This window comes from Streptomyces sp. JH14 (assembly GCF_029428675.1).
GTDB lineage: Bacteria > Actinomycetota > Actinomycetes > Streptomycetales > Streptomycetaceae > Streptomyces.
Window position 1 is genome coordinate 3,720,102 of record NZ_JAJNEL010000001.1, and the last position, 24,986, is coordinate 3,745,087.

Annotated in this window: 22 protein-coding genes and 1 pseudogene; 6 read left to right on the plus strand and 17 right to left on the minus strand. The window is 70.9% G+C overall.

The genetic code is table 11. The annotated features are described in order from the left end of the window. Positions 1–7 precede the first annotated feature (7 nt). Complete coding sequence (dacB, locus tag LRD69_RS16770) at positions 8–1,639, plus strand: D-alanyl-D-alanine carboxypeptidase/D-alanyl-D-alanine-endopeptidase (protein WP_277327379.1); 1,632 nt, start codon at positions 8–10, stop codon at positions 1,637–1,639. A 64-nt stretch (positions 1,640–1,703) separates the two neighbouring features. Here dacB and LRD69_RS31050 read toward each other — a convergent pair whose 3' ends face one another. Then, positions 1,704–1,844, minus strand: coding sequence for a cellulose binding domain-containing protein (locus tag LRD69_RS31050; RefSeq protein WP_346771910.1), 141 nt, complete (start codon positions 1,842–1,844; stop codon positions 1,704–1,706). Then, positions 1,841–2,035, minus strand: a complete 195-nt coding sequence (locus LRD69_RS31055; RefSeq protein ID WP_346771911.1) for a cellulose binding domain-containing protein — start codon at positions 2,033–2,035, stop codon at positions 1,841–1,843. Before LRD69_RS31055 ends, LRD69_RS31050 begins: the two co-directional genes overlap by 4 nt. 49 nt (positions 2,036–2,084) lie before the next feature. Here LRD69_RS31055 and LRD69_RS16780 point away from each other — a divergent pair, with 49 nt between their 5' ends. After that, the gene (locus tag LRD69_RS16780) at positions 2,085–2,240 is read left to right on the plus strand and encodes a hypothetical protein (protein WP_277327380.1); all 156 of its coding nucleotides are present in this window, start codon (positions 2,085–2,087) and stop codon (positions 2,238–2,240) included. Between the two features lie 105 nt (positions 2,241–2,345). Here the strand turns inward: LRD69_RS16780 and LRD69_RS16785 are convergent, their stop codons facing one another. From LRD69_RS16785 to LRD69_RS16795, 3 genes and pseudogenes are all read right to left on the minus strand, one after another. Next, the gene (locus LRD69_RS16785) at positions 2,346–4,463 is read right to left on the minus strand and encodes an MMPL family transporter (protein ID WP_277327381.1); all 2,118 of its coding nucleotides are present in this window, start codon (positions 4,461–4,463) and stop codon (positions 2,346–2,348) included. A 187-nt stretch (positions 4,464–4,650) separates the two neighbouring features. Beyond that, positions 4,651–4,897 (minus strand): annotated as a pseudogene (locus LRD69_RS16790) (hypothetical protein); the annotation flags it as partial. Positions 4,898–4,927: 30 nt separating this feature from the next. After that, positions 4,928–5,710 (minus strand): DUF72 domain-containing protein, encoded by a 783-nt coding sequence (locus tag LRD69_RS16795; RefSeq protein WP_277327382.1) that lies wholly within the window; start codon positions 5,708–5,710, stop codon positions 4,928–4,930. Between the two features lie 150 nt (positions 5,711–5,860). Between LRD69_RS16795 and LRD69_RS16800 the strand changes: the two genes are divergently transcribed. Next, positions 5,861–6,601, plus strand: coding sequence for a PP2C family serine/threonine-protein phosphatase (locus tag LRD69_RS16800; RefSeq protein WP_277327383.1), 741 nt, complete (start codon positions 5,861–5,863; stop codon positions 6,599–6,601). Positions 6,602–6,689: 88 nt separating this feature from the next. Here LRD69_RS16800 and LRD69_RS16805 read toward each other — a convergent pair whose 3' ends face one another. Next, a complete protein-coding gene (locus tag LRD69_RS16805) occupies positions 6,690–8,231 on the minus strand; it encodes an AMP-binding protein (protein ID WP_277327384.1) in 1,542 nt (513 codons plus the stop codon). Positions 8,232–8,421: 190 nt separating this feature from the next. On the opposite strand from LRD69_RS16805, the gene LRD69_RS16810 reads away from it, so the two are divergent. Together LRD69_RS16810 and LRD69_RS16815 are read left to right on the plus strand one after the other, a co-directional pair. Continuing rightward, positions 8,422–9,072 carry a TetR/AcrR family transcriptional regulator gene (locus LRD69_RS16810; protein ID WP_277327385.1) on the plus strand — a complete coding sequence of 217 codons (651 nt, stop codon included), beginning with the start codon at positions 8,422–8,424 and terminating at the stop codon, positions 9,070–9,072. A gap of 34 nt (positions 9,073–9,106) precedes the next feature. Next, a complete protein-coding gene (locus LRD69_RS16815; protein ID WP_277327386.1) occupies positions 9,107–10,780 on the plus strand; it encodes an acyl-CoA dehydrogenase family protein in 1,674 nt (557 codons plus the stop codon). Between the two features lie 86 nt (positions 10,781–10,866). On the opposite strand, the gene LRD69_RS16820 is transcribed toward LRD69_RS16815, so the two are convergent. The 10 genes from LRD69_RS16820 to LRD69_RS16865 form a co-directional block, all read right to left on the minus strand. After that, on the minus strand, positions 10,867–11,205 hold the full coding sequence (locus LRD69_RS16820; protein ID WP_277327387.1) for a P-II family nitrogen regulator: 339 nt from the start codon (positions 11,203–11,205) through the stop codon (positions 10,867–10,869). Positions 11,206–11,236: 31 nt separating this feature from the next. Then, on the minus strand, positions 11,237–12,523 hold the full coding sequence (locus tag LRD69_RS16825) for an ammonium transporter (protein ID WP_277327388.1): 1,287 nt from the start codon (positions 12,521–12,523) through the stop codon (positions 11,237–11,239). A 176-nt stretch (positions 12,524–12,699) separates the two neighbouring features. Further along, the gene (gene kdpC / locus LRD69_RS16830; protein WP_277327389.1) at positions 12,700–13,338 is read right to left on the minus strand and encodes a potassium-transporting ATPase subunit KdpC; all 639 of its coding nucleotides are present in this window, start codon (positions 13,336–13,338) and stop codon (positions 12,700–12,702) included. Positions 13,339–13,370: 32 nt separating this feature from the next. Beyond that, positions 13,371–15,503, minus strand: coding sequence for a potassium-transporting ATPase subunit KdpB (gene kdpB, locus LRD69_RS16835; protein ID WP_277327390.1), 2,133 nt, complete (start codon positions 15,501–15,503; stop codon positions 13,371–13,373). Continuing rightward, complete coding sequence (gene kdpA / locus LRD69_RS16840) at positions 15,503–17,167, minus strand: potassium-transporting ATPase subunit KdpA (RefSeq protein WP_277327391.1); 1,665 nt, start codon at positions 17,165–17,167, stop codon at positions 15,503–15,505. The genes kdpB and kdpA overlap by 1 nt, the downstream gene beginning before the upstream one ends. Before the next feature lie 10 nt (positions 17,168–17,177). Continuing rightward, positions 17,178–17,267, minus strand: a complete 90-nt coding sequence (gene kdpF, locus LRD69_RS16845; protein WP_277327392.1) for a K(+)-transporting ATPase subunit F — start codon at positions 17,265–17,267, stop codon at positions 17,178–17,180. Positions 17,268–17,587: 320 nt separating this feature from the next. Continuing rightward, positions 17,588–19,336 carry an NlpC/P60 family protein gene (locus LRD69_RS16850; RefSeq protein ID WP_277327393.1) on the minus strand — a complete coding sequence of 583 codons (1,749 nt, stop codon included), beginning with the start codon at positions 19,334–19,336 and terminating at the stop codon, positions 17,588–17,590. Between the two features lie 211 nt (positions 19,337–19,547). Further along, positions 19,548–20,267 carry a hypothetical protein gene (locus LRD69_RS16855; RefSeq protein WP_277327394.1) on the minus strand — a complete coding sequence of 240 codons (720 nt, stop codon included), beginning with the start codon at positions 20,265–20,267 and terminating at the stop codon, positions 19,548–19,550. A 61-nt stretch (positions 20,268–20,328) separates the two neighbouring features. Continuing rightward, positions 20,329–20,820 (minus strand): universal stress protein, encoded by a 492-nt coding sequence (locus LRD69_RS16860; RefSeq protein WP_277327395.1) that lies wholly within the window; start codon positions 20,818–20,820, stop codon positions 20,329–20,331. Positions 20,821–20,825: 5 nt separating this feature from the next. After that, the gene (locus tag LRD69_RS16865; protein ID WP_277327396.1) at positions 20,826–22,082 is read right to left on the minus strand and encodes an SLC13 family permease; all 1,257 of its coding nucleotides are present in this window, start codon (positions 22,080–22,082) and stop codon (positions 20,826–20,828) included. A 350-nt stretch (positions 22,083–22,432) separates the two neighbouring features. On the opposite strand from LRD69_RS16865, the gene LRD69_RS16870 reads away from it, so the two are divergent. Continuing rightward, positions 22,433–23,509 carry a glycerophosphodiester phosphodiesterase family protein gene (locus LRD69_RS16870; protein WP_277327397.1) on the plus strand — a complete coding sequence of 359 codons (1,077 nt, stop codon included), beginning with the start codon at positions 22,433–22,435 and terminating at the stop codon, positions 23,507–23,509. Positions 23,510–23,996: 487 nt separating this feature from the next. On the opposite strand, the gene LRD69_RS16875 is transcribed toward LRD69_RS16870, so the two are convergent. Further along, on the minus strand, positions 23,997–24,632 hold the full coding sequence (locus LRD69_RS16875) for a hypothetical protein (RefSeq protein ID WP_277327398.1): 636 nt from the start codon (positions 24,630–24,632) through the stop codon (positions 23,997–23,999). Positions 24,633–24,986: the final 354 nt, after the last annotated feature.

Sequence of the window (24,986 nt, forward strand, 5' to 3'; positions counted from 1 at the left end):
AGTCCGCATGTCCTTTGCCTTCACGCCAGACAGCAGCCGGAGCCGAAGCCCTCGGCGCAGTCGGACCCGCAAGCGCGTTCTCACTGTCCTCGGCCTTCTGCTGGCCGCCTGGGTGGCGGCCTTCGGGATCGCCGCGGTGATTCCGTCGAAGGCGCTGGACGACCTCGACCCGCGCATCGCTTCGATCATGCGCAAGCCCGCCTACCCGCACGCCCAGTGGGCGATCTTCCAGCAGAACCCGGACAGCGGCGAGGTGGTGGAGTCGCGCAACGCCGACCAGTTCTTCGTGCCCGGATCCGTGGCCAAGCTGTTCGGCGTCAGCGGCACCTGGCGCACCCTCGGGGGCGATCACCAGTTCGTCACGCCGGTGCACGCCGTCGGGAAGCGCCAGGGCGCGACCCTCGTCGGGGACCTGGATCTCGTCGCCCAGGGCGATCTGACCCTCGGCGGCCGTACGCGCCCGGACGGCACGGTCGCCTTCACGGACATCGACCACACCTACGCCGACGACATTCCCGGAGCCACGCTCACCGCACCCAACCCGCTGGCCGGCATCAATCAACTCGCCAAACAGGTACGGGCTTCGGGGATCACCAAGGTGGACGGCAACGTGATCGTGGACGCCCGGCTGTTCCGTCCCGATCCGTTGCTCGACCCGGCACCGACGCCGCTGATCATCAACGACAACCTGATCGACCTGCTCACCACCCCGGGCGACACTCCGGGCGCGCGCGCCCGGCTGGACTGGCGCCCGCACGTCGCGCCGTACAGCGTCAAGTCCACCGTCCGTACCGTCGCGGCCGGCAAGCCCACCGCCCTCAAGGTGAAGCCCTCCGCCGACGGCACCCGTATCCAGGTCTCCGGCACCATCGCCATCGATTCCGCCCCGGTCCTGCGGGTGTCGGACATCAAGGACCCGAACGCTTTCGGCCGTACCGCCCTGATCGAGGCACTGAAGCGGGCCGGGGTCGCGGTCACCGCCAAGGCCGTGGGACCCAACCCGGCGGCCCGGCTGCCCCGCTCGTACGGGGGTGCGCCGGTGGTGGCCCGGTTCACCTCCCCGGCGTACGACTCGTACGCCCGGCTCATCTTCAAGGTGAGCCACAACCTCGGGGCCAACCTCGGGATCTGCCTCATGGCCGTCAGCACGGGCAGTTCCCGGTGCGCGGACGGCTTTCCCGTGCTCGAGAAGTTCCTGGGCAGCGCCAAGGTGGACCGCAAGTCGGTCCAGCTCTCCGACGGCCGCGGCGGCAATCCGGCCGACCGCGTCACACCCCGCGCCGTGGCCCAGCTCCTGAGGTACTGGCAAGGCACCTCCGAGGCGACCCGCTTCCGGGAGGCGCTGCCCACCCTGGGTGTCGACGGATCCCTCGCGTCGTCCTGCCGGAGCTGTCCCGCCCGCGGCAGAGTGTCCGCCAAAACGGGCACCGTCACGGAGGGTGACCTGCTCAACGAGCGTCTGGGCGTGGGCGCGGAGGCCGTCGCCGGGTATCTCGAGACGCGCGAGGGGCGCCACGACGTGTTCTTCGCCGGGGTGAACGGTGCGTCCGCGTCCGATATCGACGGCGTGCTGGACATCGGCGACGACGTGGCCGACGTGGCCGCGTATCTCCAGGAGGCGACGAGCAGCAGGTCATGATGGTCGCCGCCCGGCTGCGGCCGCCCGAAAACGCCGGGGACGGCCGCGCGCCGGGCGGGAGACGTCAGGCGGTGGAGCAGGTGGTCCCGTCGAGCGTGAAGGCGGGCGGGTTTCCGGTGTTGCCGGTGTGGGTCGCCTGGAAGCCGATCTGGGTGGTGGCCCCCGGGGCGAGCGTGGCGTTGTACGAGGCCCCCCTGGCGGTCACGGCCCCCTGCCCGGGCTGTAGTTCGCGCCCCAGCCGGCGGTGATCGTCTGGCCCGCGGGCAGGGTGAAGGCGAGCGACCAGCCGGTGAGGGGCGCGCTGCCGGTGTTGGTGAGGGTGAGGGTCGCGGTCAGGCCGTTGTTCCAGGTGCTGGTCGTGTAGCCCACCCGGCAGGTCCCCGCTTCCGACATCATCGACGCCCACCGCCAGATCGTCGCCCGCGCCCACGCACGCGGACTGACGGTGTACGGCGGCACGATCCTGCCGTTCAAGGACGACACCCTCGGCTTCTACAGCCCCGGGAACGAAGCCGCGCGGCGGGCCGTCAACCACTGGATCCGTGCCAGCGGCGCATACGAGGCCATGGCCGACGCCGTCCCCCTCCACCTCCTGTGCTGACCCGGCCCCCGCAAGCGGTGCCCGTGCCGGCGTCCCCACCACCGGCGCGGGCACCGCGCGGCTCTGTGGCGCACATCGGGCGGAACCGGTCCGGACGAAGCCCTCCTACGCCTCCGCGTGCGCCCGTTGTCCGGTCGCCGTTGCCGGGACCTGCGGGGGCGGGCCCGCCGCACGGAAGAGCTTCCCCGGCCACCAGAACCACCGGCCCAGGTCGAGGGCGAGGGCGGGAACCAGGACCGTACGGACGAGGAAGGTGTCGAGCAGGACGCCGATGCCGACGATGACACCCAGCTGGGCCATGGCGACCAGGGGCAGCCCTGCGAAGACGGCGAAGGTCGCGGCGAGCACCACTCCGGCGGAGGTGATGACGCCTCCGGTGCTGGTCAGACCCTCCAGCACGCCCGGACCGTGGCCGAGCCGTGCGGTCTCCTCGCGCACCCGGTGCATCAGGAAGATGTTGTAGTCGATCCCCAGCGCGACCAGGAAGACGAAGCTCATCAACGGAATCGACCAGTCCACCCCGGCGAAGCCCAGTACGTGCTCGAAGAGCAGGTTCGAGGCTCCGAGGGCCGCCAGATAGGACAGGGCGACCGTGGCGAGCAGCAGCAGTGGCCCGACCAGGGCCCGCAGCAGCCAGACGAGAACCAGCAGGACCACCAGCAGCACCACCGGGATGACCGTGAGCAGGTCGCGGTCGGCGGCCCGCTGGGTGTCCAGGGTCTGCGCCGTGGTGCCGCCGACCAGAGCGTCGGCGCCGTCCACCGCATGGACCGCGGTACGCAGCCGATCGACGGTGTCCTTGGCGGCCGGGCTGTCCGGGGCGTCGCTCAGTACCACGGAGAGGGAGGCCGGCCGCCCGTCGGGCGTGCGGTCGCCGTCCTCGACCCGGGTGACGCCCTCGACTCCGGCCGCAACCGGCCTGACCCGGTCCGCCGCACCGGCGTCGGTGACGATCTTCGCGGGGGCGGAGGAGCCCGACGGGTAGTGCGCGGAGATCCTCTGTTGCGCGACGACCGACTCCGGCTCGGTCCGGAACATCTCGGACTGCGTCAGGCCCATGTCGATGCCGAGGGCGCTCAGTGCGAGCACGGCGGTCACCGCGGCGGACATCATCCAGGACCGGCGGGGACGGGCGGCAACGGCGGCCCCGACCCTGGACCAGATGGTCCGCACCTTGCGGAACGGGGTGCCGTACCGGGGCACGAACGGCCAGAACACCCAGCGGCCCGCGATCACCAGCAGCGACGGCAGAACCGTGACCATCGCGAGGTACCCGCAGACCACCCCCACCGCCCCGACCAGACCCATGGAGCGCGAGGAGTTGACGTCCGCGAGCGACAGGCAGGCGAGACCTGCCGCGATCGTGCCCGCCGAGGCCAGGACGGCGGGACCGGAGCGGCTCAGCGCGATCCGCATCGCCGTGTGCCGCTCTTCGTGGCGGTGCAGCTCTTCGCGGTAGCGGGCGATCAGCAGCAGTGCGTAGTCCGTACCGACACCGAAGACCAGCACCATCAGGATGCCCGCGCTCTGCGGATCGACCGGCAGGCCGGCGTACCTGGCCAGCAGATAGGTGCTCACCCGCGTCAGTACGGCGGCGAAACCGACCGAGAGCAGCGGGAAGAGCCAGAGAACGGGGCTGCGGTAGGTGATCAGCAGCAGGACGGCGACGACCAGGCCGGTCGCGATCATCAGGGTCGAGTCGAGGGAGCCGAAGACCGCCACCTGGTCGTCGAGCGAACCGGCCGGTCCGCCGACCTCGATGTCCAGGCCGGGAGGGGGGTCGGCGTGCGCGATCTCGCGGACCTTGTCGACGCGTCCGGTGAGGTCGTCCCCGTACGCGAGCGGGACGACGACCATCAGCGCTCTGCCGTCCTCGGACGCGACCGGGCCCGCCGGCTGCTCACCGTCCGCGGCGAGATGCGCATAGGCGGCCCGGTCGGCAAGGGCCCTGGCCCGGTCGGCGCCGGTGAGCGGCCGGTCGCTGCTGTAGACGACGACGGCGGGCATGACGGCGTCGGTACGGAACTTCTCCAGCGCCGTGTTCACCTGTGCGGACTCGGCCCCGCGCGGCAGGAACGCATTGGCGCCGGTGTTCTCGGCCTCGCCCAGCTTGCCCGCGAGCGGGCCGAGAGAGACGGCGAGGATCAGCCAGGCGGCGAGCACGAGCCACTTGGTGCGGCGCCCGGCGGGAATGCCGGCGGCACGCCTGAGCAGCGCTTTCATGAGTCATCTCCCAGGGTGGGGTGCGACCGGCCGCAGGCCGGTGAGGGACACAGGGAATCCGTGCCGCGGTGTGAGGGTGTGAGAGCCCGCCGCGGCTGCGGACGGTGTTGTCCGGCGTGTACTTCGCAGGTATGGCCGGGTGTTGGCGCTCCCGGCCGTACCACTCGTACAGCCCGTCACGGGACTGGTCGATCTCGCGCATCATCTTCTCCATCGACGCGATCGAGGTCCGGGCCTGTCAGCTCCTCCAGCGTCCGCCGGTGCAGCTCGGCGTCGTCCTCGAGCAGCTCCGCGTACCTTCCGGCGAGCTGCCTGTACTGCTCCTCGCAGGCGGCGACCATGCGGTCACGCCAGGTCGCAGCCACCTGCCAGACAACCACGATCAGCAGGGCGAACACCCCGGCCGCGCCGACAGCTCCGGCCCGGACGCACATCTGGCAGGTCTCGGGGAAAAACAGGGGATCTCAGGTTCGCCCTGCCGGCGGGACCGGCGGGGTACGGCTCACCGTCCGGCCCGACGCGGCCACCGTCCGCGCGAACGTCGCGGCGTCCACGACGGCCGCGCCGCCCAGATCGTTGTTGAAGTACGCATACACGTCGTCCTCGTCGGGCCAGGCGTCCACGATGCGGCGGACCCAGGACGTCAGTGCCTGGCGGCCGTAGCGCGGCGACGGCTCTGCCAGGCCGCCGTGGAACCGCACGTATCCCCATGACGCGGTGCGCCACAGAGGCGTCACCGGGCGGGACCCCCGGTCCGCCCAGCACAGGGCGCTGCCGTGGCGCTCCAGCACCGTCCGGAGCTCGCGCTCCGCCTCCCACCAGGAGGTGTGCCGGAGTTCGACGGCCACCCGCACCCTGCCGGGAAAGCAGCGCAGACAGGCGTCCAGGGCCCCGGTGTCCTCCCGGAAGTGCGCCGGCAGTTGAAGCAGCACGGGGCCCAGGCGGTCGCCGAGGCCCTCGGCGCGGTCCATCAGCCGGCTCACCGGTTCCTCGGGTTCGTGCAGCCGCTTCAGATGGGTCAGATAGCGGCTGGCCTTGACCGCCATGACGAATCCCTCCGGCGTCCGCTCCCGCCAGGAGGCGAAGATCTCCGCGGTGGGAAGCCGGTAGAAGGCGTTGTTGTTCTCGACGGTGGCGAAGTTCCGGGCGTACTCCTCCAGCCACAGCCGCTGCGGTTGTCCGGGCGGGTAGAGCACGTCGCGCCAGTCCTTGTACTGCCACCCCGAGGTTCCGACGAGCACGGGCATGGGCCGATCCCTGCCCGTGCGGCCGAAGGACGTAACGCCTCGCCCGGCGAGTGCACCGTGGTGGACGCGACGACGGGCGGCCACTCGGCGCGCCGCGCCACAATGGAGGTGCGGAACGCGCCAGCCGTCGCGGAGAAGCGGGGCCCTTCGATGCCGTACATAGCCGTCACTGCATTGAGTCACACCGGGCTGATCCGCGATCACAACGAGGACAGCCTCGTGGTCGGACCGTGGACGCTGTGCGGCACCGCCACCGAGAATCCCCAGACGCTGCTGTTCCCGCTCGGCACCCCGCTCGTCGTCGCGGTCGCCGACGGGATCGGCGGGCAGCCTGCCGGCGAGGTGGCCAGCGCGCTCGTCGTCCGCCGGCTCGCTTCGGTCGGTCCTTCGCTGGACAGCGAGGAAGCCGTCCGGGACGCGCTGATCGCCTGCAATCGTGCCGTGTACGCGGCCGCCGACGGCCGTCCGGAGCTGGTCGCCATGGGGACCACGGTCGCGGGCGCGGTCGTGCTGGCGGAGTCGCTGCTCGCCTTCAACGTCGGCGACAGCAGAGTGCTCGACGTGGCCGAGGACGGACTCCGCCAGGTGAGCGTGGACGACAGCCCTCCGCTGGCGCCGGGCCGGCGCACCACGTCACTCATCACGCAGTCGCTCGGCGGCGCGCCCCGGTTCAGCGCGATCACGCCCCATGTGACGACGTCGCCGCTGTCCGCGGGCGATCGCTATGTGGTCTGCACCGACGGGCTGACCGACCCGGTGGCGGAGGATGAACTCGACGGTCTGCTGCGGGTGCACGACGACGGCAGGGCCGCATTCGAGCTGTGGAGGGCCGCCATCGAGGCGGGCGGCCCCGACAACATCACGCTCGCGGTGGTACGCATCGGCGAGTAGGGAGTCCACCGAACGGCCGCGCTGCCGGGGCGATGTCCTGTCGCTGTCGCCCCGGCAGCACGGTCCGCCGACGCCGCGGCCGGCCCGTTCAGCCGGCCAGCTCGGCCCGGAGGACGTGCTTGGTCACCTTGCCCGACGGCGTGCGCGGCAGTTGCGTGACGAGCACCAGTTCGCGCGGGATCTTGTAGCGCGCGATCAGCGGCTCCATCCATTCGCGCAGCCCGTCCAGGGTCGGTGCGCCGCCGTCGCCCGGCACGACGAAGGCGACGACGGTCTCCCCCCACTGCGCGTGCGGGCGGCCCACGACGGCGACGTCGACGATGTCCGGGTGCCCGCGGAGCACACCCTCCACCTCCTGCGAGGAGACGTTCTCCCCGCCGGTGATGATCAGGTCCTGCATCCGGTCCACGATCGTGACGAAGCCGTCCTTGTCGATCCGGCCGAGGTCACCGCTGCGGTACCAGTCACCGTCGAACGCCTTCGCAGTGGCCTCCTCGTCATCGAGGTAGCCGACCATGCGGGTGTCGGAGCGCAGCCAGATCTCCCCGGTCTGTCCTGCGGTGGCGTCGGTGCCGTCCATGGTGACCACGCGCAGGTCCACGCCGGGCATGCCGCCCCGGCCGATCGAACCGGCCTTGTCGATCTGCTCGTCGGGTGAGAGCGAGGACCCGACGGGTCCCATCTCGCTCATCCCGTACACCTGGTGGAAGTTCGTGGATCCGTAGGCGCTCATCAGCCTGCGGGCGCTGTCCGCGTCGAGCGGGCCGGCGCCGTAGATCCATGCCCGTACCGAGGACAGGTCGTACGCGGCGAAGTCCGGCACCGCCCGCAGCGGAGCGAGGAAGGCGATCGGGGCGCCGAAGACAGCGGTGACGCGCTCCTTCTGGATGATCTCCAGCATGCCCCGCGGCTCGTACTCGCGCTGCAGCACGATCGTGCCGCCCATGAAGACCGTGCTCATGGCCCAGTTGTTCAGGGGGGAGGCATGCCAGATGGGCATGCTGATCAGGGTCCGGTCGTCGCGCCGCAGCGGGACGGTCACCGAGGTGTAGGTGGCGGTGAGCGCGATGCCCCGGTGCGTGTGCACGCAGCCCTTGGGGCGGCCGGAGGTGCCGGAGGTGTACAGGATCTGGGCGATGTCGGTGTCCGCGCCGCGCGCGCCCTCCCACTCCTCGGCGTGCGCGACCAGCGCTTCGAAGGAGTCCGACGTGTCCGCGTCCGCGTCCGGACCCGCCTTGCCCGGCGTCTCGTCCGGGCGGCTGATCAGCCATCGGACGTCGGCCGCCGCATCGGTCGCGCGGGCGCCGACGGCCTCGTCGACGACGGCCAGCCGGGCACCGCAGTGGCGCAGCAGCCGGTCCACCTCGGAGGTCTGCAGCTTGTGGTTGACGGGCACCAGGGTGGCGCCGGCGTGCCATGCGCCGAAGGCGGCGATGAGGAAGGCGGGGCTGTTGTACGTCATGACCGCCAGCCGGTCGCCCGGGCGCAGGCCCGCGTCGCGCAGCACGGCCGCGGCGCGGCGGACGGTCGCGTCGAGCTCCCGGTAGCTCCAGCGCTGCTCGCCGTGGACGAGGGCTTCCTTGTCGCCGGCCTTGCGGACCGCGCTGTCCAGCATGGCACTGAGATGCATCTCGATCTCCTGATCAGTGCGGAGGTGACGATGGTGGTTCAGGTGCGTCGAAGGTTTGAACGGTGGTTCGGAGCATGCCTCACCGGCCGCCGCACGTCCAGGGATGCTGTGGGCCGCGTCGTCGCGGGCGCCACGGGTCCGGTGCGGACGGACGCTGGTGTGAAGCTCTGAACAGTGGTTCACTTGTTTCATGGCCTACCGCAAGACGCCCGCTGTGCAGGACCGCCTGGCCGCCGCCAGGGAGCACCTGGTGGAGCGGGCCACCGCCGTCGTCGCCGATGTGGGCTGGGCGAATGCCTCCGTCACGGCGGTCGCCGCCGCGGCCGGGATGTCCGTCGGCTCGGTCTACCAGCACTTCCCTTCCAAGGGGGCGCTGGCCGTCGAGGTCTTCCGCCGCGCGTCGGGGCGGGAGGTCGAGGTGCTCGGCAAGGTGCTCACGGAGGGCGGCCGGGACCCGGTCGAGCGGCTCGCGCTGGGCGTCGGCGTCTTCGCCCGCCGGGCCATGGAATCCCGCGGTCTGGCCCACGCCCTGCTCGCCGCTCCGGCCGAACCGACGGTCGGCCGGGAGCGGCTGGGGTACCGGCGCCGCTACCGCGAGGTCTTCGCCGAGGTGATCCGCGAGGGCATCGGCGCGGGCCTGTTGCCCGACCAGGACCCGGACGTCACCGCCGCCGCGCTGACCGGTGCGATCGGCGAGGTGCTGGTCGACCCGCTGTCCGCTCCGGCCGAGGGCGCCGACGCCGACCACCTGGTCACCGAACTGGTGGCGATGTCCCTGCGCTGTGCGGGCGCCGCCGCACCGGCCGCATCCGAAGCCGCCGCCGACACCGACCGACCGTGACCACGCCCGCGCACGACGACTCCCGAGGACTGTGATGACCACGACAGCAGACGCCGCACTGCGCAGCAACCCCGCCGCACGCACCCACGAGGTGACCAACCAGCCGCCGCCGCTCGTCGGTCACGATGTCGCCGACGACGCCGTGCTGCTGGAGGGAGTGCGGCGCGAGGGCGCCGAGTGGTACGTGGAGGACCTGCACCGCCTCGGCCGGCTGGCCGGTTCGGAGCAGGTCCAGCGCTGGGCCGATGAGGCCAACCGCTACGAGCCGGTGCTGCGCACCCACGATCGGTACGGCAACCGGATCGACGAGGTGGACTTCCACCCCTCGTACCACGCGCTGATGGACGTGGCGATCAGCGAGGGCCTCGGCGGCGCACCGTGGGCCGACCCCCGGCCCGGCGCCCATGTGGCGCGCGCGGCGGGCTTCATGGTGTGGAGTTCGGCCGAGCAGGGGCACGGCTGCCCCGTCTCGATGACCTACGCGGTCGTTCCCGCGCTGCGCTCGGCGCCGGAGCTGGCCGCGCTGTACGAGCCGCTGCTGACGAGCCGGACGTACGACTCCGGCCTGCGCGCCCCCGCGAGCAAGCGTGGTCTGCTTGCGGGCATGGGCATGACGGAGAAGCAGGGCGGCACGGATGTGCGGGCCAACACCACCGTCGCCACCGAGCAGCCGGACGGCACCTGGCGGCTGCGCGGCCACAAGTGGTTCACCAGTGCCCCGATGAACGATCTGTTCCTGGTGCTGGCGCAGGCTCCGGGAGGACTGTCCTGCTTCCTGGTTCCGCGGGTGCTTCCGGACGGCAGCCGCAACACGTTCCGTATCCAGCGGCTGAAGGACAAGCTCGGCAACCGCAGCAACGCCAGCAGCGAGCCGGAGTTCGACGACACCGTCGCCTGGCCGGTGGGCCCGCAGGGGCACGGGGTGCGGACCATCATCGACATGGTCACGATGACCCGGCTGGACTGCATCCTGGGCTCGGCCTCCGGGATCCGTGCCGCGCTCGCGCAGGCCGCCCACCACGTCCGCCACCGCTCCGTGTTCGGCGCCAGGCTGATCGACCAGCCGCTGATGCGCAACGTGATCGCCGATCTGGGTCTCGAGTCGGAGGCGGCGACCACCCTGGCGCTGCGGATCGCGGGAGCGACCGACCGGGCGCAGCGCGGCGACGCGGGGGAGCGGGCGTTCCTGCGACTGGCCACGGCGGTCGGCAAGTACTGGGTGTGCAAGCGGCAGCCGGCGGCGGTCGCCGAAGCCCTGGAGTGCCTCGGCGGCAACGGGTATGACGAGGCGTCGGGAATGCCGCGGCTGTACCGGGAGGCCCCGCTCAACGGCCTGTGGGAGGGCTCGGGCAACGTCAACGCGCTCGATGTGCTGCGCGCCCTGAGCCGTGAACCCGAGTCCATGGAAGCCTTCGGCGCCGAGATCGAGGCCGCCGCGGGTGCCGACGCCCGGCTCGACGCGGCCTGGCGGCAGCTGCGCGGTGAGCTGGTGCTCACCGAGGACGCGGCCGTCCGCGCCCGCAGGCTGGTCGAGCGCATGGCGCTGGTGCTGCAGGGTTCCCTGCTCGTCCGGCACGCCCCGGCCGCCGTCGCGGATGCGTTCTGCGCCTCACGGCTGGCCAGCGACCAGGGCCTGGCCTTCGGCACGCTGGCGCCCGCGACCGACCTCGCGGCGATCATCGACCGCGTACCCGGCGCCGCCGGCTGAGCGTGCGGCAACCGCGGGGAGCACGGATCTCACCGGGCTCCCCGCGGACGCGGCCGGCCGGCGCCGGTGGCTCCGCAAGGCGCGCGCTACAGGGCGTCGGGCCCGCGCTCGCCCGTCCGGACCCGTACCACCGTGTCCACGGGCACCGCCCACACCTTGCCGTCGCCGATCTTGCCTGTCCGGGCGGCGCGGACCACCGCGTCGATGACCGGCTCCGCGTCGGCGTCGTCGACGACCACCTCTATACGGACCTTGGGCACCAGGTCGACCCGGTACTCGGCGCCCCGGTACACCTCGGTGTGGCCGCGCTGACGCCCGTATCCGCTGGCCTCCGTGACGGTCAGTCCGTGCACGCCGAGCTCCTGCAGCGCGGTCTTCACCTCGTCGAGGCGGTACGGCTTGACGATCGCGGTGATGAGCTTCATGAGGCAGCGCTCCTGTCCGTGGAAGAGGTGTCTAGCGGGCCGGGGTCTGCGGCGCGGCAAGACCCAGGACGCCGTGATCGTAGGCGCTCTCCGCGTGCACCGTCTGGTCCAGGCCCGTGAGTTCCTCATCCGCGGAGGCCCGCATTCCCATCAGCTTGTCGATGGCCTTGCCGATCCCGTAGGTCATGGCGAACGTGTACGCCGCCACGGCCACCACGGCGACGGCCTGCCGGCCGAGCTGCCCCGGCCCGCCCCCGTGGAGGAGTCCCTCCTTGCCTCCGGTCATCGTGGCCGTCGCGAACAGGCCGATGAGCAGGGTGCCGACGACGCCTCCGACGAAGTGCACGCCGACCACGTCCAGGGCGTCGTCGTAGTCGAACCGGAACTTCCACCCGACCGCGTACGAGCAGACGACACCCGCCGTGAGGCCGATCACGGCGCCGCCCAGGATGTCGACCGTGCCGCACGCGGGCGTGATCGCGACCAGGCCGGCGACCGCGCCCGACGCCGCGCCGAAGGTGGTCGGGTGGCCGTCGCGCTTCTGCTCGACGAAGAGCCAGCCGAGCAGGCCGGTGCATCCGGCGACGAGGGTGTTGAGGATCGAGGCGGCTGCCAGCCCGTTGGCGCCGAGGGCCGAGCCTCCGTTGAAGCCGAGCCAGCCGAACCAGAGCAGACCGGCGCCGAGCACCACCATCGGCAGATTGTGCGGGCGCATCGCGTCCTTCTTGAAGCCGAGGCGCGGGCCCACCACCAGGGCGAGCGCCAGGCCCGACGCTCCGCACGCGATCTCCACGACGAGGCCCCCGGCGAAGTCCAGGGCGCCGAGGGAGTGCGCTATCCACCCGCCCGGGCCCCACACCCAGTGCGCGACGGGGACGTATACGAGCAGGGTCCATACCGGCACGAACACCAGCCAGGCCGCGAACTTCATGCGGTCCGCGATCGCGCCGCTGATCAGCGCCGCCGTGATGATCGCGAAGGTGAGCTGGAACGTGGTGAAGAGCAGGGTGGGGACGCTGCCGGTGAGGGTGCCCGGACCTATGCCCGCCAGGCCCAGGTGGTCGGGGCTGCCGACGAGTCCGGCGAACACGTCGTCGCCGAAGGCCAGCGAATAGCCCGCGACCAGCCACACGACGGTGACCAGCGCGATGGACACGAAGTTCATCATCAGCATGTTGAGGACGCTCTTCGTGCGGACCATGCCGCCGTAGAACAGAGCCAGCCCGGGGGTCATCAGCAGGACGAGCGCGGTGGCGGCGAGCAGCCAGGCGGTGTCGCCTGTGTCGAGGCCGGCCGCGGCCAGGGTCACGGGGGTCAAGAGGGAGTCCCTCCTCGGAGCGGCGTGCGGGTCGGGCGACAGCGAGGGTGACCGGCGCGCGTTTCGTAATGAACACCCGTGTGTTTCCAGTGCATTTCATTGCGTGGAGGTGACCGAATTCTCACCGCGGCCGCGGTGCCGCCGTACCGTCCGGCCCGGGATCCGCCGCAAGGCGCTCAGCGCGGCCCCAGTCCGGCAAGTGCGTGATTGAGTTCGACGACGTTGACACGCCGCTGCCCCAGAAAGCCCAGCACACGGTCCTGGACGTGCCGGGTGACCAGGCTCGTGACCCGGGCGGGGGCGAGGTGGCGTGCCCTCGCGACGCGGTCGACCTGCTCGTAGGCGTATGCCGGGGAGATCGCCGGGTCGAGACCGGAGCCACTGGCGGTGACGGCGTCCGGGGGGACGGACGCCGGCGGGACACCGTCGAAGGCGGCGACGGCGGCGCGCCGGTCCCGAATGGTCCTGATCAACTCGGCGCTGTTCGGGCCGAGGTTGGAGGCTCCGGAGTTCAAGGGGTCGTAGCCGCCTGCGGACGGGCGGGGCTGGAACCACGCGGGGTCCGGGCGCAGTGCCTCGTCCGGGTCGCGCGGGTTCTTCTTCGGCAGGGCGAAGTTCTGACCGATCAGGCCGGAGGCCACGGTTCTGCCGTCCGTGGTGAGCAGCGAGCCGTTGGCCCGGTGAGGGAAGGCGGCCTCAGCGATGCCGGTGATGAGCAGGGGATACGCGAGGCCGGTGATGACGGTGAACACGAGCAGCATCCGCAGGGCCGCAAGGTGGCGGCGGAGTGCTGAGGGAACGGCGCCGGGTGCCATGGGATCGACTTGTCCTCTCGTCGGGCCTTTCGTCAGTGAAGCCCGGGGATGAACTGGATGACGAGGTCGAGCAGCTTGATGCCGGCGAACGGCAGGACCAGGCCGCCGAGCCCGTACACCCAGATGTTGCGGTTGAGCAGCCGGGAGGCGGAGGACGGCCGGTAGCGCACGCCGCGCAACGCCAGCGGGATCAACGCGACGATGATCAGCGCGTTGAACACGATCGCCGAGGTGATCGCCGACGTGGGGCTGTGCAGGCGCATGATGTTGAGCCGGTCGAGGCCGGGGTAGACGGTCGCGAACATCGCCGGGATGATCGCGAAGTACTTCGCGACGTCGTTGGCGATCGAGAAGGTCGTCAGCGCACCTCTGGTGATGAGGAGTTGTTTGCCGATCTCGACGATCTCGATGAGCTTGGTCGGGTTGGAGTCGAGGTCGACCATGTTCCCGGCCTCCTTGGCTGCCGAGGTGCCGGTGTTCATCGCCACGCCGACGTCGGCCTGGGCGAGGGCCGGGGCGTCGTTCGTGCCGTCGCCGGTCATGGCGACGAGCTTGCCGCCTTCCTGTTCGCGCCGGATCAGAGCCATCTTGTCCTCGGGTGTGGCCTCCGCGAGGAAGTCGTCCACACCGGCTTCCTGTGCGATCGCGCGTGCGGTGAGCGGGTTGTCCCCGGTGATCATGACGGTCCTGATGCCCATGCGCCGCAGTTCGTCGAAGCGTTCACGCATGCCCACCTTGACCACGTCCTTGAGGTGGATGACACCCAGCACACGAGCGGTCTGCGTACCGTCGCCCTCGCGGGAGACAACACCGACGACCAGCGGTGTCCCACCGCTTGCGGAGATGCCGTCGACGATCTGACCGACGTCGGCGGTGGGGTGGCCGCCGTTGTCGCGCACCCAGCGCATCACCGCGGTCGCCGCGCCCTTGCGCAGTGACCGGTTCACCTGCGGATCGTTGAGGTCGACTCCGCTCATGCGGCTCTGCGCGGTGAAGGGGATGAACTCGGCACGGTCCAGTTCGCCTTCCTCACGTCCGCGCAGTGCGTACTGCTGCTTGGCGAGGACGACGACCGAGCGGCCCTCGGGTGTCTCGTCGGCGAGGGAGGACAGCTGGGCGGCGTCCGCGAGTTCCTCGACGCCCACTCCGTGCGCCGGCAGGAATTCGGCGGCCTGGCGGTTGCCGAGGGTGATGGTGCCGGTCTTGTCGAGGAGGAGGGTGTTGACGTCGCCGGCCGCCTCCACCGCGCGCCCGGACAACGCGAGCACATTGCGCTGGACGAGCCGGTCCATGCCGGCGATGCCGATCGCCGAGAGCAGCGCGCCGATGGTCGTCGGGATGAGGGCCACGACGAGAGCGACGAGGATGACGATGGTCTGCTCGGCCCCCGCGAAGACGGCGAACGGCTGCAGGGTCACCACGGCGACCAGGAAGACGATCGTGAGGGACGCCAGAAGAATGTTGAGCGCGATCTCGTTCGGCGTCTTCTGGCGGGCGGCTCCCTCGACGAGGGCGATCATCCGGTCGATGAAGGTCTCTCCGGGCTTCGAGGTGATCTTCACGACGATCCGGTCCGAGAGCACCTTCGTGCCGCCCGTGACCGCGGACCGGTCACCGCCCGACTCGCGGATCACCGGTGCCGACTCGCCTGTGACGGCCGATTCGTCGACGCTCGCGACACCTTCCACCACATCGCCGTCGCCCGGGATCATCTGCCCGGCTTCGACGACCACGAGGTCGCCCAGCCGCAGGTCGACGCCCGGCACTTCCTCCTCCGCGGCGTCGGTCGCTCCGGGCCGCCAGCCGGTGAGCCGCCGGGCCGTCACGGTCGTCCTGGCACGGCGCAACGTCTCCGCCTGGGCCTTGCCCCGCCCTTCGGCCACGGCCTCCGCCAGGTTGGCGAACACAGCCGTCAGCCAGAGCCATGCGGTGATTACCCACGCGAAGACACTGGGGGATTCGATTGCCGACAGCGTGGTCAGAAGTGCCCCGACTCCCACCACGAACATGACCGGGTTGCGGAACATCGAGCGCGGATCCAGTTTGCGCAACGCGTCGGGGAAGGACCGCAACAACTGTTTCGGATCGAGCAGTCCGCCCGAGATCCGGTCCTGTCGGGGCCCGGCACCGGGTGGGGTGGGGCCGGGGGCGACGGTCGTGGACATCAGCGCAGCCCCTCTGCCATGGGGCCCAGTGCGAGGGCCGGGAAGTAGGTCAGTCCCACGACGATGAGGACCACGCCGGTGAGCAGCCCGACGAACTGCGGACGGTGGGTGGGCAGGGTGCCCGCGGTGACCGGTACGGGTTGCTGGCCGGCGAGCGATCCCGCGAGCGCGAGCACGAACACCATCGGCAGGAACCTGCCGAAGAGCATGACCACGCCGAGCACGGTGTTGTACCAGACGGTGTTCGCGCTCAGGCCGGCGAACGCCGAACCGTTGTTGTTCGCCGCGGACGTGAAGGCGTACAGGACCTCGGAGAAGCCGTGCGCGCCGGTGTTGAGCATGGCCGCCCGCTCGCCGGGCCACGCCATGGCCAGGCCCGCGCCGGCGAGCACGAGGACGGGTGTGGTCAGGATGTAGAGCGAGGCGAACTTCATCTCCCGGCCGCGGAGCTTCTTGCCCAGGTACTCCGGCGTGCGGCCGACCATCAGCCCGGCGACGAAGACTGCGACGACCGCCAGGATCAGGATCCCGTAGAGGCCCGAGCCGGTGCCGCCCGGTGCGATCTCGCCGAGCATCATGTCGAAGATCGTCATTCCGCCGCCGCCCGGCGTGTACGAGTCGTGGGCGGAATTGACCGCCCCGCACGACGTGAGGGTGGTGGCCACCGCGAACAGGGCCGAGGCCCAGATCCCGAACCGTGTCTCCTTGCCCTCCATCATCGCGCCGGCCGCGTGGCCGGCCGTACTGCTCACGCTGTGCAGCTCGTTGGCGGTCACGACGGCGACCGAGGCGGCCCAGATCACCGCCATCACGGCGAGGATCGCGTAACCCTGCCGGTGGTCGCCGACCATGGCGCCGAAGGTCCGCGGCAGCGAGAACGAGATCACCAGCATCAAGTAGATCTCGATCAGGTTGGTGAGGGCGCTGGGGCTCTCGAAGGGGTGCGCGGAGTTCGCGTTGTAGAAGCCGCCGCCATTGGTGCCCAGCAGCTTGATGGTCTCCTGGGAGGCGACGGGACCGCCCGTCAGACTCTGGTGCCCGCCCGCGATGGTGGTGATGCCGTGGGCGCCGTGGAAGTTCTGGATGACGCCGGCGGCCACCAGAACGATCGCGAAGACGCATGCGAGGGGCAGCAGGAGGCGCAGGACGATCCGGGTCAGGTCCACCCAGAAATTGCCCACGCGATCGGTCTTCTTCCGGGTGAAACCACGGATGAGTGCGGCCACGACAGCGATACCGATGGCCGCGGAGGTGAAGTTCTGCACCGCGAGGCCGGCCATCTGGACCAGATGCCCCATCGTCGACTCGCCCGCGTACGCCTGCCAGTTGGTGTTGGTGACGAACGACGCGGCGGTGTTGAACGACAGGTCCGCAGCGACCGGCTTCATGCCCAGGGAGAGCAGGAGGTGGTTCTGCAGCCGCAGGAACGCGTACAGGAAGAGCACCGACACGGCCGAGAAGGCCAGAACACTGCGCAGATAGACCGGCCAGCTCTGGTCGGCGTCGCCGTGCACCCCACCCGCCCGGTAGACGAGGCGTTCCGCTTTCCCGTGGTGATCGGTGGTCAGGATGCGGGCCATGTAGCCGCCCAACGGGCGATACGACAGTGCCAGCGCCATCACCAGGGCGATCACCTGGAGCCAGCCGGCGAGCGTGTCGTTCATCCGGGACCGCCTAGAACTTCTCAGGAAAGATCAGGCAGACGACCAGGTAGATCACCAGAAGGGCGGCAACGATCAGCCCCACGGTGTTGTCCACGCTCACAGCCGTTCAGCCCCTCTGGCGGCCAGGCCGACGAGGGCGAACACCACGACCGTGAGGCAGATGTACGCGACGTCCGACATGCGCAGGGCACCCCGCAGAGTCATCAGAGGCGGGGCTGCTCGTCCCGCCCGCGTGTGGGATCACGCGTATTTCTGATGCTATATCAGCGGATGTCTGGATTATTCTGCCGCAGTGCGGGCCGATGAGGTGACGGGCCGTCGAAGCCATGACTGCCGGAAGCGTGACTGCCCGAAGTCCCCTGGGCGCCCAGTCGTTCCGTGCTCTGGGCGCCCGGTCGAGATGTGACATGTGCCTACGGGTCAGATGCGGTGCACGGTGTGCAGGTGCGTGGCGTACGTGCCGGTACCGTCCAGGAGCGATGCGCCGCCCAGGTCCGCCATGGTGGGGCCGTTGCCGGTCTTGCGGCTGGACAGGAAGCGGCGCTTGCCGTCCGCGTCCTTGCCCAGGTAGATGCCCACGTGATCGACCGTGACCGTCGGGTTGTCGTCGCCCGAGTCGGCGTTGAACAGCACCAGGTCGCCGGGTTGCAGCTGCGCGGCCGCCGGCGGGGTCGTGCCGTCCGCGGTCCGGTCGACGCGTACCCCCGGCGCGTAGTCGACCATGTGCCGGGACTTGCGGGGCAGACGCGTGGCGGAGGTGTCCTCGCCCGCGGCCATCGGTACGCCCATGTGGTAGCCGTACACCATGCGCGTATAGCCCGAGCAGTCGAGGTTTCCGGCCTGCTTGGCCGACGGTCCCGTGTAATCGCCCCCGGGGAAGGTCCAGCCCACGTTCATGTACTCGTGGAAGTCGGCGCCCTCGTAGCGGAAGCCCTGCGGGTCCAGGTAGCCGTAACCGGCCTCCCCGAGGACCTGCCTGCCCTCCGCCGGGCCCGCGCCCGCGGTCACCGCCGGGGCACCCGCCAGGAACATTGCGGCGTGGGCGAGCACATCGGGGGCGGTCGAACCGGCCATGGCGCGGATGGTCTGCTCGAGCTGCGGGGTCCAGGCGCCGTCGAAGGGCTCGGGCAGCACCCGTACCCAGTCGCCGTGCGTGACCGACGGCGGTGTCTGCCAGGTGGCGGCGTCCACCTGGAAGCGGCTCACGACCAGCTTGACCGGCAGGTTGGTGCAGCCGTCGTTGGCCAGGGCCCGCAGTCCCACCCGGCCCTTGGCGAAGGTCGTGTCCTCGACGTCGAAGGCCCAGCCGGCCGGCTCGGCCGCGTCGGTGCGCCACGCCTTGGCCTGGATCCGGGCCCCTTCCCGGCGCACCCGGATCGTCCAGTCCGTGCCCGCGGGCACGGACGTGGCGAGCGTGACGGCGGCGCCGAGCTGGGTGACCACGTCGGCGACCTCCTTCTCGACGCGCAGTTCGACCGCGCCGGAGGTCAGGAAGGACAGCCGGGCCCGGTAGTTGTTGTGGGTGTCCTGGTAGCCGAAGGACAGCGCGTACGAACAGGCCTGCCCGGTCGGCACCTTGTCGAACTGCGCCACCGCGCGTACGTCGACGTCCGTGACCTCGTCGTCCCGCAAGGTCGCATGGCGGCTTGCAAAGTCCGTAGTGAGCGTGAGGATGCCGCTGCCCGGCGTCACGGAGTAGTCGCCGGCGTCGGGGCCGAGCGTCGACCAGCTGCCGCCGCCCGGCGAGGTGCCCCAGTGCACCTGGTCCGCAACCGGCAGGGACGTGTCCGGCAGGGTGCGCCCGAAGTCGTCCGCGAACGGCTTCTTGTTCTCCGTGAACGTCCGCTCCGGCCCCGGCAGGACGACGGTGCGCGCACCCTTGGTCAGGACGGCCACGCGCTTCCCCTCGGAGGTGACCTCGGTGCGTTCGGGGGTGCCGGACAGCACGCTCGCGGTCAGCGGCCCCAGGGCGACCGGTATGAAGTACGAGGCGTCGAGCGCGGACAGGGTGACGGAGGACCGGGGCGCGATCAGCAGCGACTTCGTGGCCGTGACGGTGGCGGCCGTCGTGGCGGCGCGGGCGGGAGCGGCGGCGAAACCGCCGAGCGAGGCGGAGGCGGCGGATGTCGCGAAGACAGCGAGCAGATTCCGTCGGGAGGTGTTCAGCATGCGCCCATGATCCGGCCCGGGTCCTCCCTCGAGGCCATCAGCCGTGCCAGCCGTCCCTTTCTGCCCGGTTTCCATCATTTGATCAGGTGACAGAAGACGGGACCGAGCGCGTCGCTGAGGCGGGAGTCTGCCTGCCTCGGACCTTCCCGCCCCCGGAGCCGGCCATGGCGATGGCGAGGAGAGCGGCTTGCGCGACCCCCAGTGCTGACGGTCAGGAGTCGTGCAGCCAGACGCGGAGTGTGCCGAGGGCGGTGAATCCGCCCGCCTGTGCGTGCGCGAGGTCGTCCCCGTGTTCGTAACCGACGAGGGGAAGGCCGGGGAAATGGCGGGTGGCTGCGGCGATCGCCGATGACCAGATGGCAGCCGCGTCGTTGCTGCTGACGGCGAAGAGGTTGGAGAGGCCGACCAGCCCGGTGCTGCGGTTCAGGACGGCACCGCCGGAGAGCTCCTTGCCGTCGTGAACGGCGAGCACCCGTACGGACGGGTCGTCCAGCAGCGCCGGCCGGAAGACGTCCGGGGCTGCGTCGCCGCCGTGCCAGGCGTCCTGCCAGTCGCGGAGTCGGTCGGCCGTGGAGACCCGTTCGGTGCGCAGAGCCGACGTCGTCGGTGCGGGGAGTCCCGCCGGGCGGTGGATCCATTGGGCATCGAAGAGCTCGACGAAGCCACTGGAGGTGAGGTCGAGCGTGGCGAAACTGTCCTTGACCGAGCACCCGGGTGACGTGGTGTCGATCTCGGCAAGGAAGTCGGCCGGCACCGTGTCGTGGTGCAGAGTGAAGGCGTCGGGGTAGTACGGCGGCGTGCGGCGGGAACTCCACCAGGCCGTCTTGCCGAAGGTCCCCCGAATGCCGTGGGACCGGGACACCGAAGCACACCAGTCGGCGTTGTTCCGCGCTGCGGCGGCACGGAGGGAGGTCGTCTCGGTCGAAGTCACCCGGGACACGTTGGCACTCCTGAAGCCCGATCGCACGCCGTTTTTCCGGAGTCCGCCGCTGCTACCGGTGGTGCGGCGGCGGGGGCGGCATGGTGGCGATGCCGGGGGCGGTATCGGGCCAGACGAGCAGGACGGGGCAGGGGGCGTGGTCGACGATGAAGCGGCTGGCGGGGCCGAGGCTGCGGGGCCCGAGGTGGGTGTGGTCCCCGTCGCGGGCGAGGATCAGCAGGTCTGCGCCTTCGGCAGCGGCCACGACTTCACGCTCGACGCGGCCGGTGCGCTCGCTGCGGGTGCACGGGCGTCCCAGACGCTCGGCCGCATCGGTGAGCAGCTGGTCGGCGGAGGCGGCGGCCAGGTGTTCCAGCGCCGTGCCGGGGTCGCGTTCGGGGCGGGCGCGGCCGAGCAGCCCGGCGTAGGCGCCATGGGCGGCGCCGGGGACCTCGGAGCCGGTGACGTGCAGCAGCACGATGTCGGCGCCCTCCGGCGCGTGGGTGCGGGCGGCGTCGATGCAGGCGGGCCAGGTGCCTTCGACGATCCAGGCGATGACGGTCATGGTGGTCAGCCTCCGATGAGGGTGAGCGAGGTCCACAGTGCCACCACCGCGAGTACCAGGGCAGCAGGCACGGTGGCAAGGCCGAGCTGGGTGAACTCGCCCAGCTCGACGTCGGTGTCGTGTTCGTGCACGATGCGCCGCCACAGCAGGGTGGCCAGGGAGCCGGCGTAGGTGAGGTTCGGGCCGATGTTGACCCCGAGCAGGACGGCGAGCACCGCGCCGGGCCCGGCCGGGGCGGTCAGCGGCAGCAGCACCAGCACGGCGGGCAGGTTGTTGATGACGTTCGCCAGCACCGCGGCCAGTGCCGCGACCGCGAGCAGGGCCCACAGGCCGGTGCCGTCCGGGATCAGACGGCCCAGAGCCGTGGCGAGTCCGTTGTCGACGACCGCGCGGACCACGATGCCCAGGGCCAGGACGAAGGCGAGGAACGGCACCGCCGTGGCGCGCACGATGGCGGTGGGGGTGGTGCGGCGCCGGGCCAGGGCCCTGACGGCGAGCACCACGGCGCCGGCGAGGGCCGCCCATGCGGGGTTGATCCCGAGTGCTGAGGTGAGGACGAAGCCCGCCAGTGTGCACACCACCGTGACCAGCGCGAACATCGGGACACCGGGTGGCTCGGTGGTGTGCGGTACCTGGGCTCCGGCGTCCAGGTCGGTGGCGAAGAACCTCCGGAAGACCACGTATTCGGCGCCGATCGCCACCAGCCAGGGCAGCGCCATCAGGGCGGCGAAGCGGGTGAAGCTCAGGCCGCTGGAAGCGAACGCCAGCAGGTTGGTGAGGTTGGAGACCGGCAGCAGCAGCGAGGCGGTGTTCGACAGATGGGTGCAGGCGTAGACATGCGGCTTGGGCCGGGCTCCGAGCCGGGCGGCGGTGGCGAACACCACGGGGGTGAGCAGTACGACCGTGGCGTCCAGGCTGAGCGCCGCGGTGATCAGTGAGGCGACCGCGAACACCTGCACCAGCAGCCGGCGCGGCCGTCCCCCCGCGGTGCGGGCCATCCAGGCCCCGCACGCGTCGAACAGGCCCTCGTCGTCGCAGAGTTGAGCAAGGACCAGTACGGCCGCCAGAAAACCGATCACCGGCCCCAGCCGCTCGGCCTCGGCGCGGGCGTGCTCCAGCGAGATCGCCCCGGTGGCGATGACCACCCCGGCGGCGGGGACGGCGACGACCGCCTCCGGCCAGCCCCACGGGCGGATGACCGCGCATGCCAGCACGGCCAGGAGCAGAACGACGGAGAGTGCCTCCGCCAGCGGGGTGTTCACCGATCAGACCCATTTCCCGGTCGTGCGATCCGGCGAGCGGTCCGAGCGCGCCGAGTTTCTCCACCCTCAGCTTCGCCTGCCCGCCGGGCTGGACCCCGATGCTGACATGCGTGTCCTGGCCTGCTTCCTCCAGCCGGTCGGCCGGGGCGCTGCTGCACGCGGCCGCCTCGGCGGCGGCCCGCACCCGCACCCGCGCCACCGCCGGGCAGGCCGGCAACCGGTCCTCCGCCGGCGCCCGGCAACCATCGTTCCCCGGGCGTTCACCATGCCCTCACACGAGGGCTTCGTACGGGCTGGACCTGCGACTTAGCGTCGTGACGTCCCGTTCGTCCGATGTATACGAGGTTTAAGTGTCTTTCCGCCATGCACTCGCGGCTCTGGCCGTCGTGCCCGCGCTGGCCCTCCCGGTGACCGCCCAGGCGGCCACGGCCGATTCCCAGCCCAAGGTCCACCCCCAGAAGACCCACTTCGACCTGCAGGCCCACCGCGGTGGCCTGGGTCTGACCACCGAGGAGTCCCTGGAGGGCTTCGGCAAGGCCCTGCGCCTTGGAGTGAGCACCCTGGAGCTGGATGCCCACGTCACCAAGGACCAGAAGGTCGTCGTCAACCACGACCGGCAGATCAGTGCCCAGAAGTGCAAGGACACCGGCCCGGTGACGCCGGGCGACCCGATGTACCCGTACGTCGGCAAGTACATCAAGGACCTGACGCTGGCCCAGATCAAGACCATGGACTGCGGCTACCAGCAGCTGCCCGGCTTCCCCGAGCAGGAACAGATCAAGGGCTTCCGCATGGTGGAGCTCAAGGACGTCCTCAACCTGGTCAAGAGCTACAAGGCCAAGCAGGTCAAGCTCAACATCGAGACCAAGGTGGAGGCCGGCGCGCCCGAGCAGACCGCGCCGCGCGAGCTGTTCGTGCGCCGCGTCTACGAGGAGATCCACCGCTCGGGTATCGAGAAGCAGGTCACCATCCAGTCCTTCGACTGGGGCTCACTCAAGGAGATGCACAGGCTCGCGCCGAAGTACCCGCTGGTTGCGCTGACCAACTACGACTTCCTTCAGGTCGGCAAGCCCGGCGCCTCCCCGTGGCTCGGCGGCATCGACGCCGACGACTACGACGGCGACTTCGTCAAGGCGGCCTCCGCCGTCCCCGGCGTCACTGCACTGTCCCCGAACTACGGCTTCCCGCAGAACGGCACGATCGCGGACCCGAACTTCCGCTTCTACCCCGACGCGAAGATGATCTCCGAGGCCCACCGGCGCGGTCTGAAGGTCATTCCGTGGACCTGCGACGACCCCGCCACCATCGAGGCGCTGATGGACATGGGTATCGACGGCATCATCACCGACTACCCCAACCGGGTGCGGGACATCATGTCCGAGCGCGGCATGCGCCTGCCCAAGGCCTACTCCGCGCCGCGACACTGACGACCGGTACGCCCCGTCGTCGCGTACGCCTCCACAGAGCAGTGGCGGATTCCAGGGATCGCCGCAACGCGTGCCCAGTTGCTTGTTGCGGCGATCCGTTTCCGGTCGATACCGGCGGTCCGGGACGCTTCCCGGCTTCGCGCACTCGACCGGGTGAGACCGGCGCCGGAGATGCCGCAGACGCAGACTTCGAGCACGTGTTGATCACCTGCGAGTCCTGACCGGCCGGTCCTTGCCCGGCTCTGCGTCCCGCAGGCCGGTCACAGGTTGCCGGACACGGCTCCGCGCCATGTCCATCCGGCTCCCGGGACCACGCCCTGCCCCGTCCCAGGTGACACCGCCACGGTTTCCGGGCGGACCGTTGCGACGGACTCCCGGAAGTCCGCCAGGACGGTGCCGTGTTGCACGACCACCGCGCCAACGGCCTTTGTCCACTGCCCTCCGGAGCGCACAGTGGACACGTCGGTCGAGGACGGCAGCGGAGCCGTCATCCGACGCACACAATTCCCAGCAGGCACAGATGTGCCGGTGATGTCGGCTCGGCCGTCGGCGTTGCCGGCGCCGCGGGCACCGGTGTCGTGCTTGCGTCGGAGCCTGCGGTGGAAGCAGGGGCGGTCGCCACCGGTGCTGCGACGTCGGCGTGGTCGGCCGGTGCCTGGTTCGCCTGTGTGGGCGCGGTGTCCGGTGTCGCGCTCGAGGTGGCGAGGGGGTGCGCCGCGGCGGCGGCGGTTTTCGGCTGCCGGATCGTCGTGGCAGCGGGAGGAGTGGCAGGACTGGTCTTCTGCCGTCGGTCGGCTGTCGCAGGCCGGTGGGTGCGGGGCTTGCGTGAAGCCTCGGTGTCCGGCTCCTCCGATGACGCGGCGGAGATCAGCGTCCGGGGCGTGGCCAGGGCCTCCAGCTGCGGCGCCGCGGCCGCGTGTGTGTGGCCGGTGGAGGCCCTGCTCTGCAGAAGGGTGGCGGTCAGGCCGCCGCTGACCAGGGCGAAGGCCGTTGCCGCCGCAGCTCGACGCCGGTTCTTCTTCCACCGTTCCCGCTGCCGGCGCCGCGCCGCGCGGCCTTGCCCGGTGGAGGCCGCGACGGCAGAGCCGCCGGACGAACCGGAGTCCGGCCGATGCGCTGTCACGTCCTCGGACACGTCGTTGCCGCCGAACGGCGCGGCACCGCGGTGAGGAGTGCCGTGCGGGGGCCTGAAAGCGGGGGCTTGCTCCGCGTGCCGTTCACCCCGAGCCGACGCGGTGGTGGGCACCGCGCTGTAGCGCGCGGGCGGAGCTATGTCCGGAGCGTAATCGCCGCACCCGGGGCACACCAGTGCCCCGTTGAGGACTCGGCGGCACGACGAGCAGTAGTCCATCTGCGATCCTTCTGTGCTGACTGCGCCACCAGGGACGCCGGCGACCCGTTCGGGTTCGCACGCGGGGTCGAGCGGCCAGCAACGCTAACGGCACGGGACGCATGCGACGCGTAGATCTCGTGATGC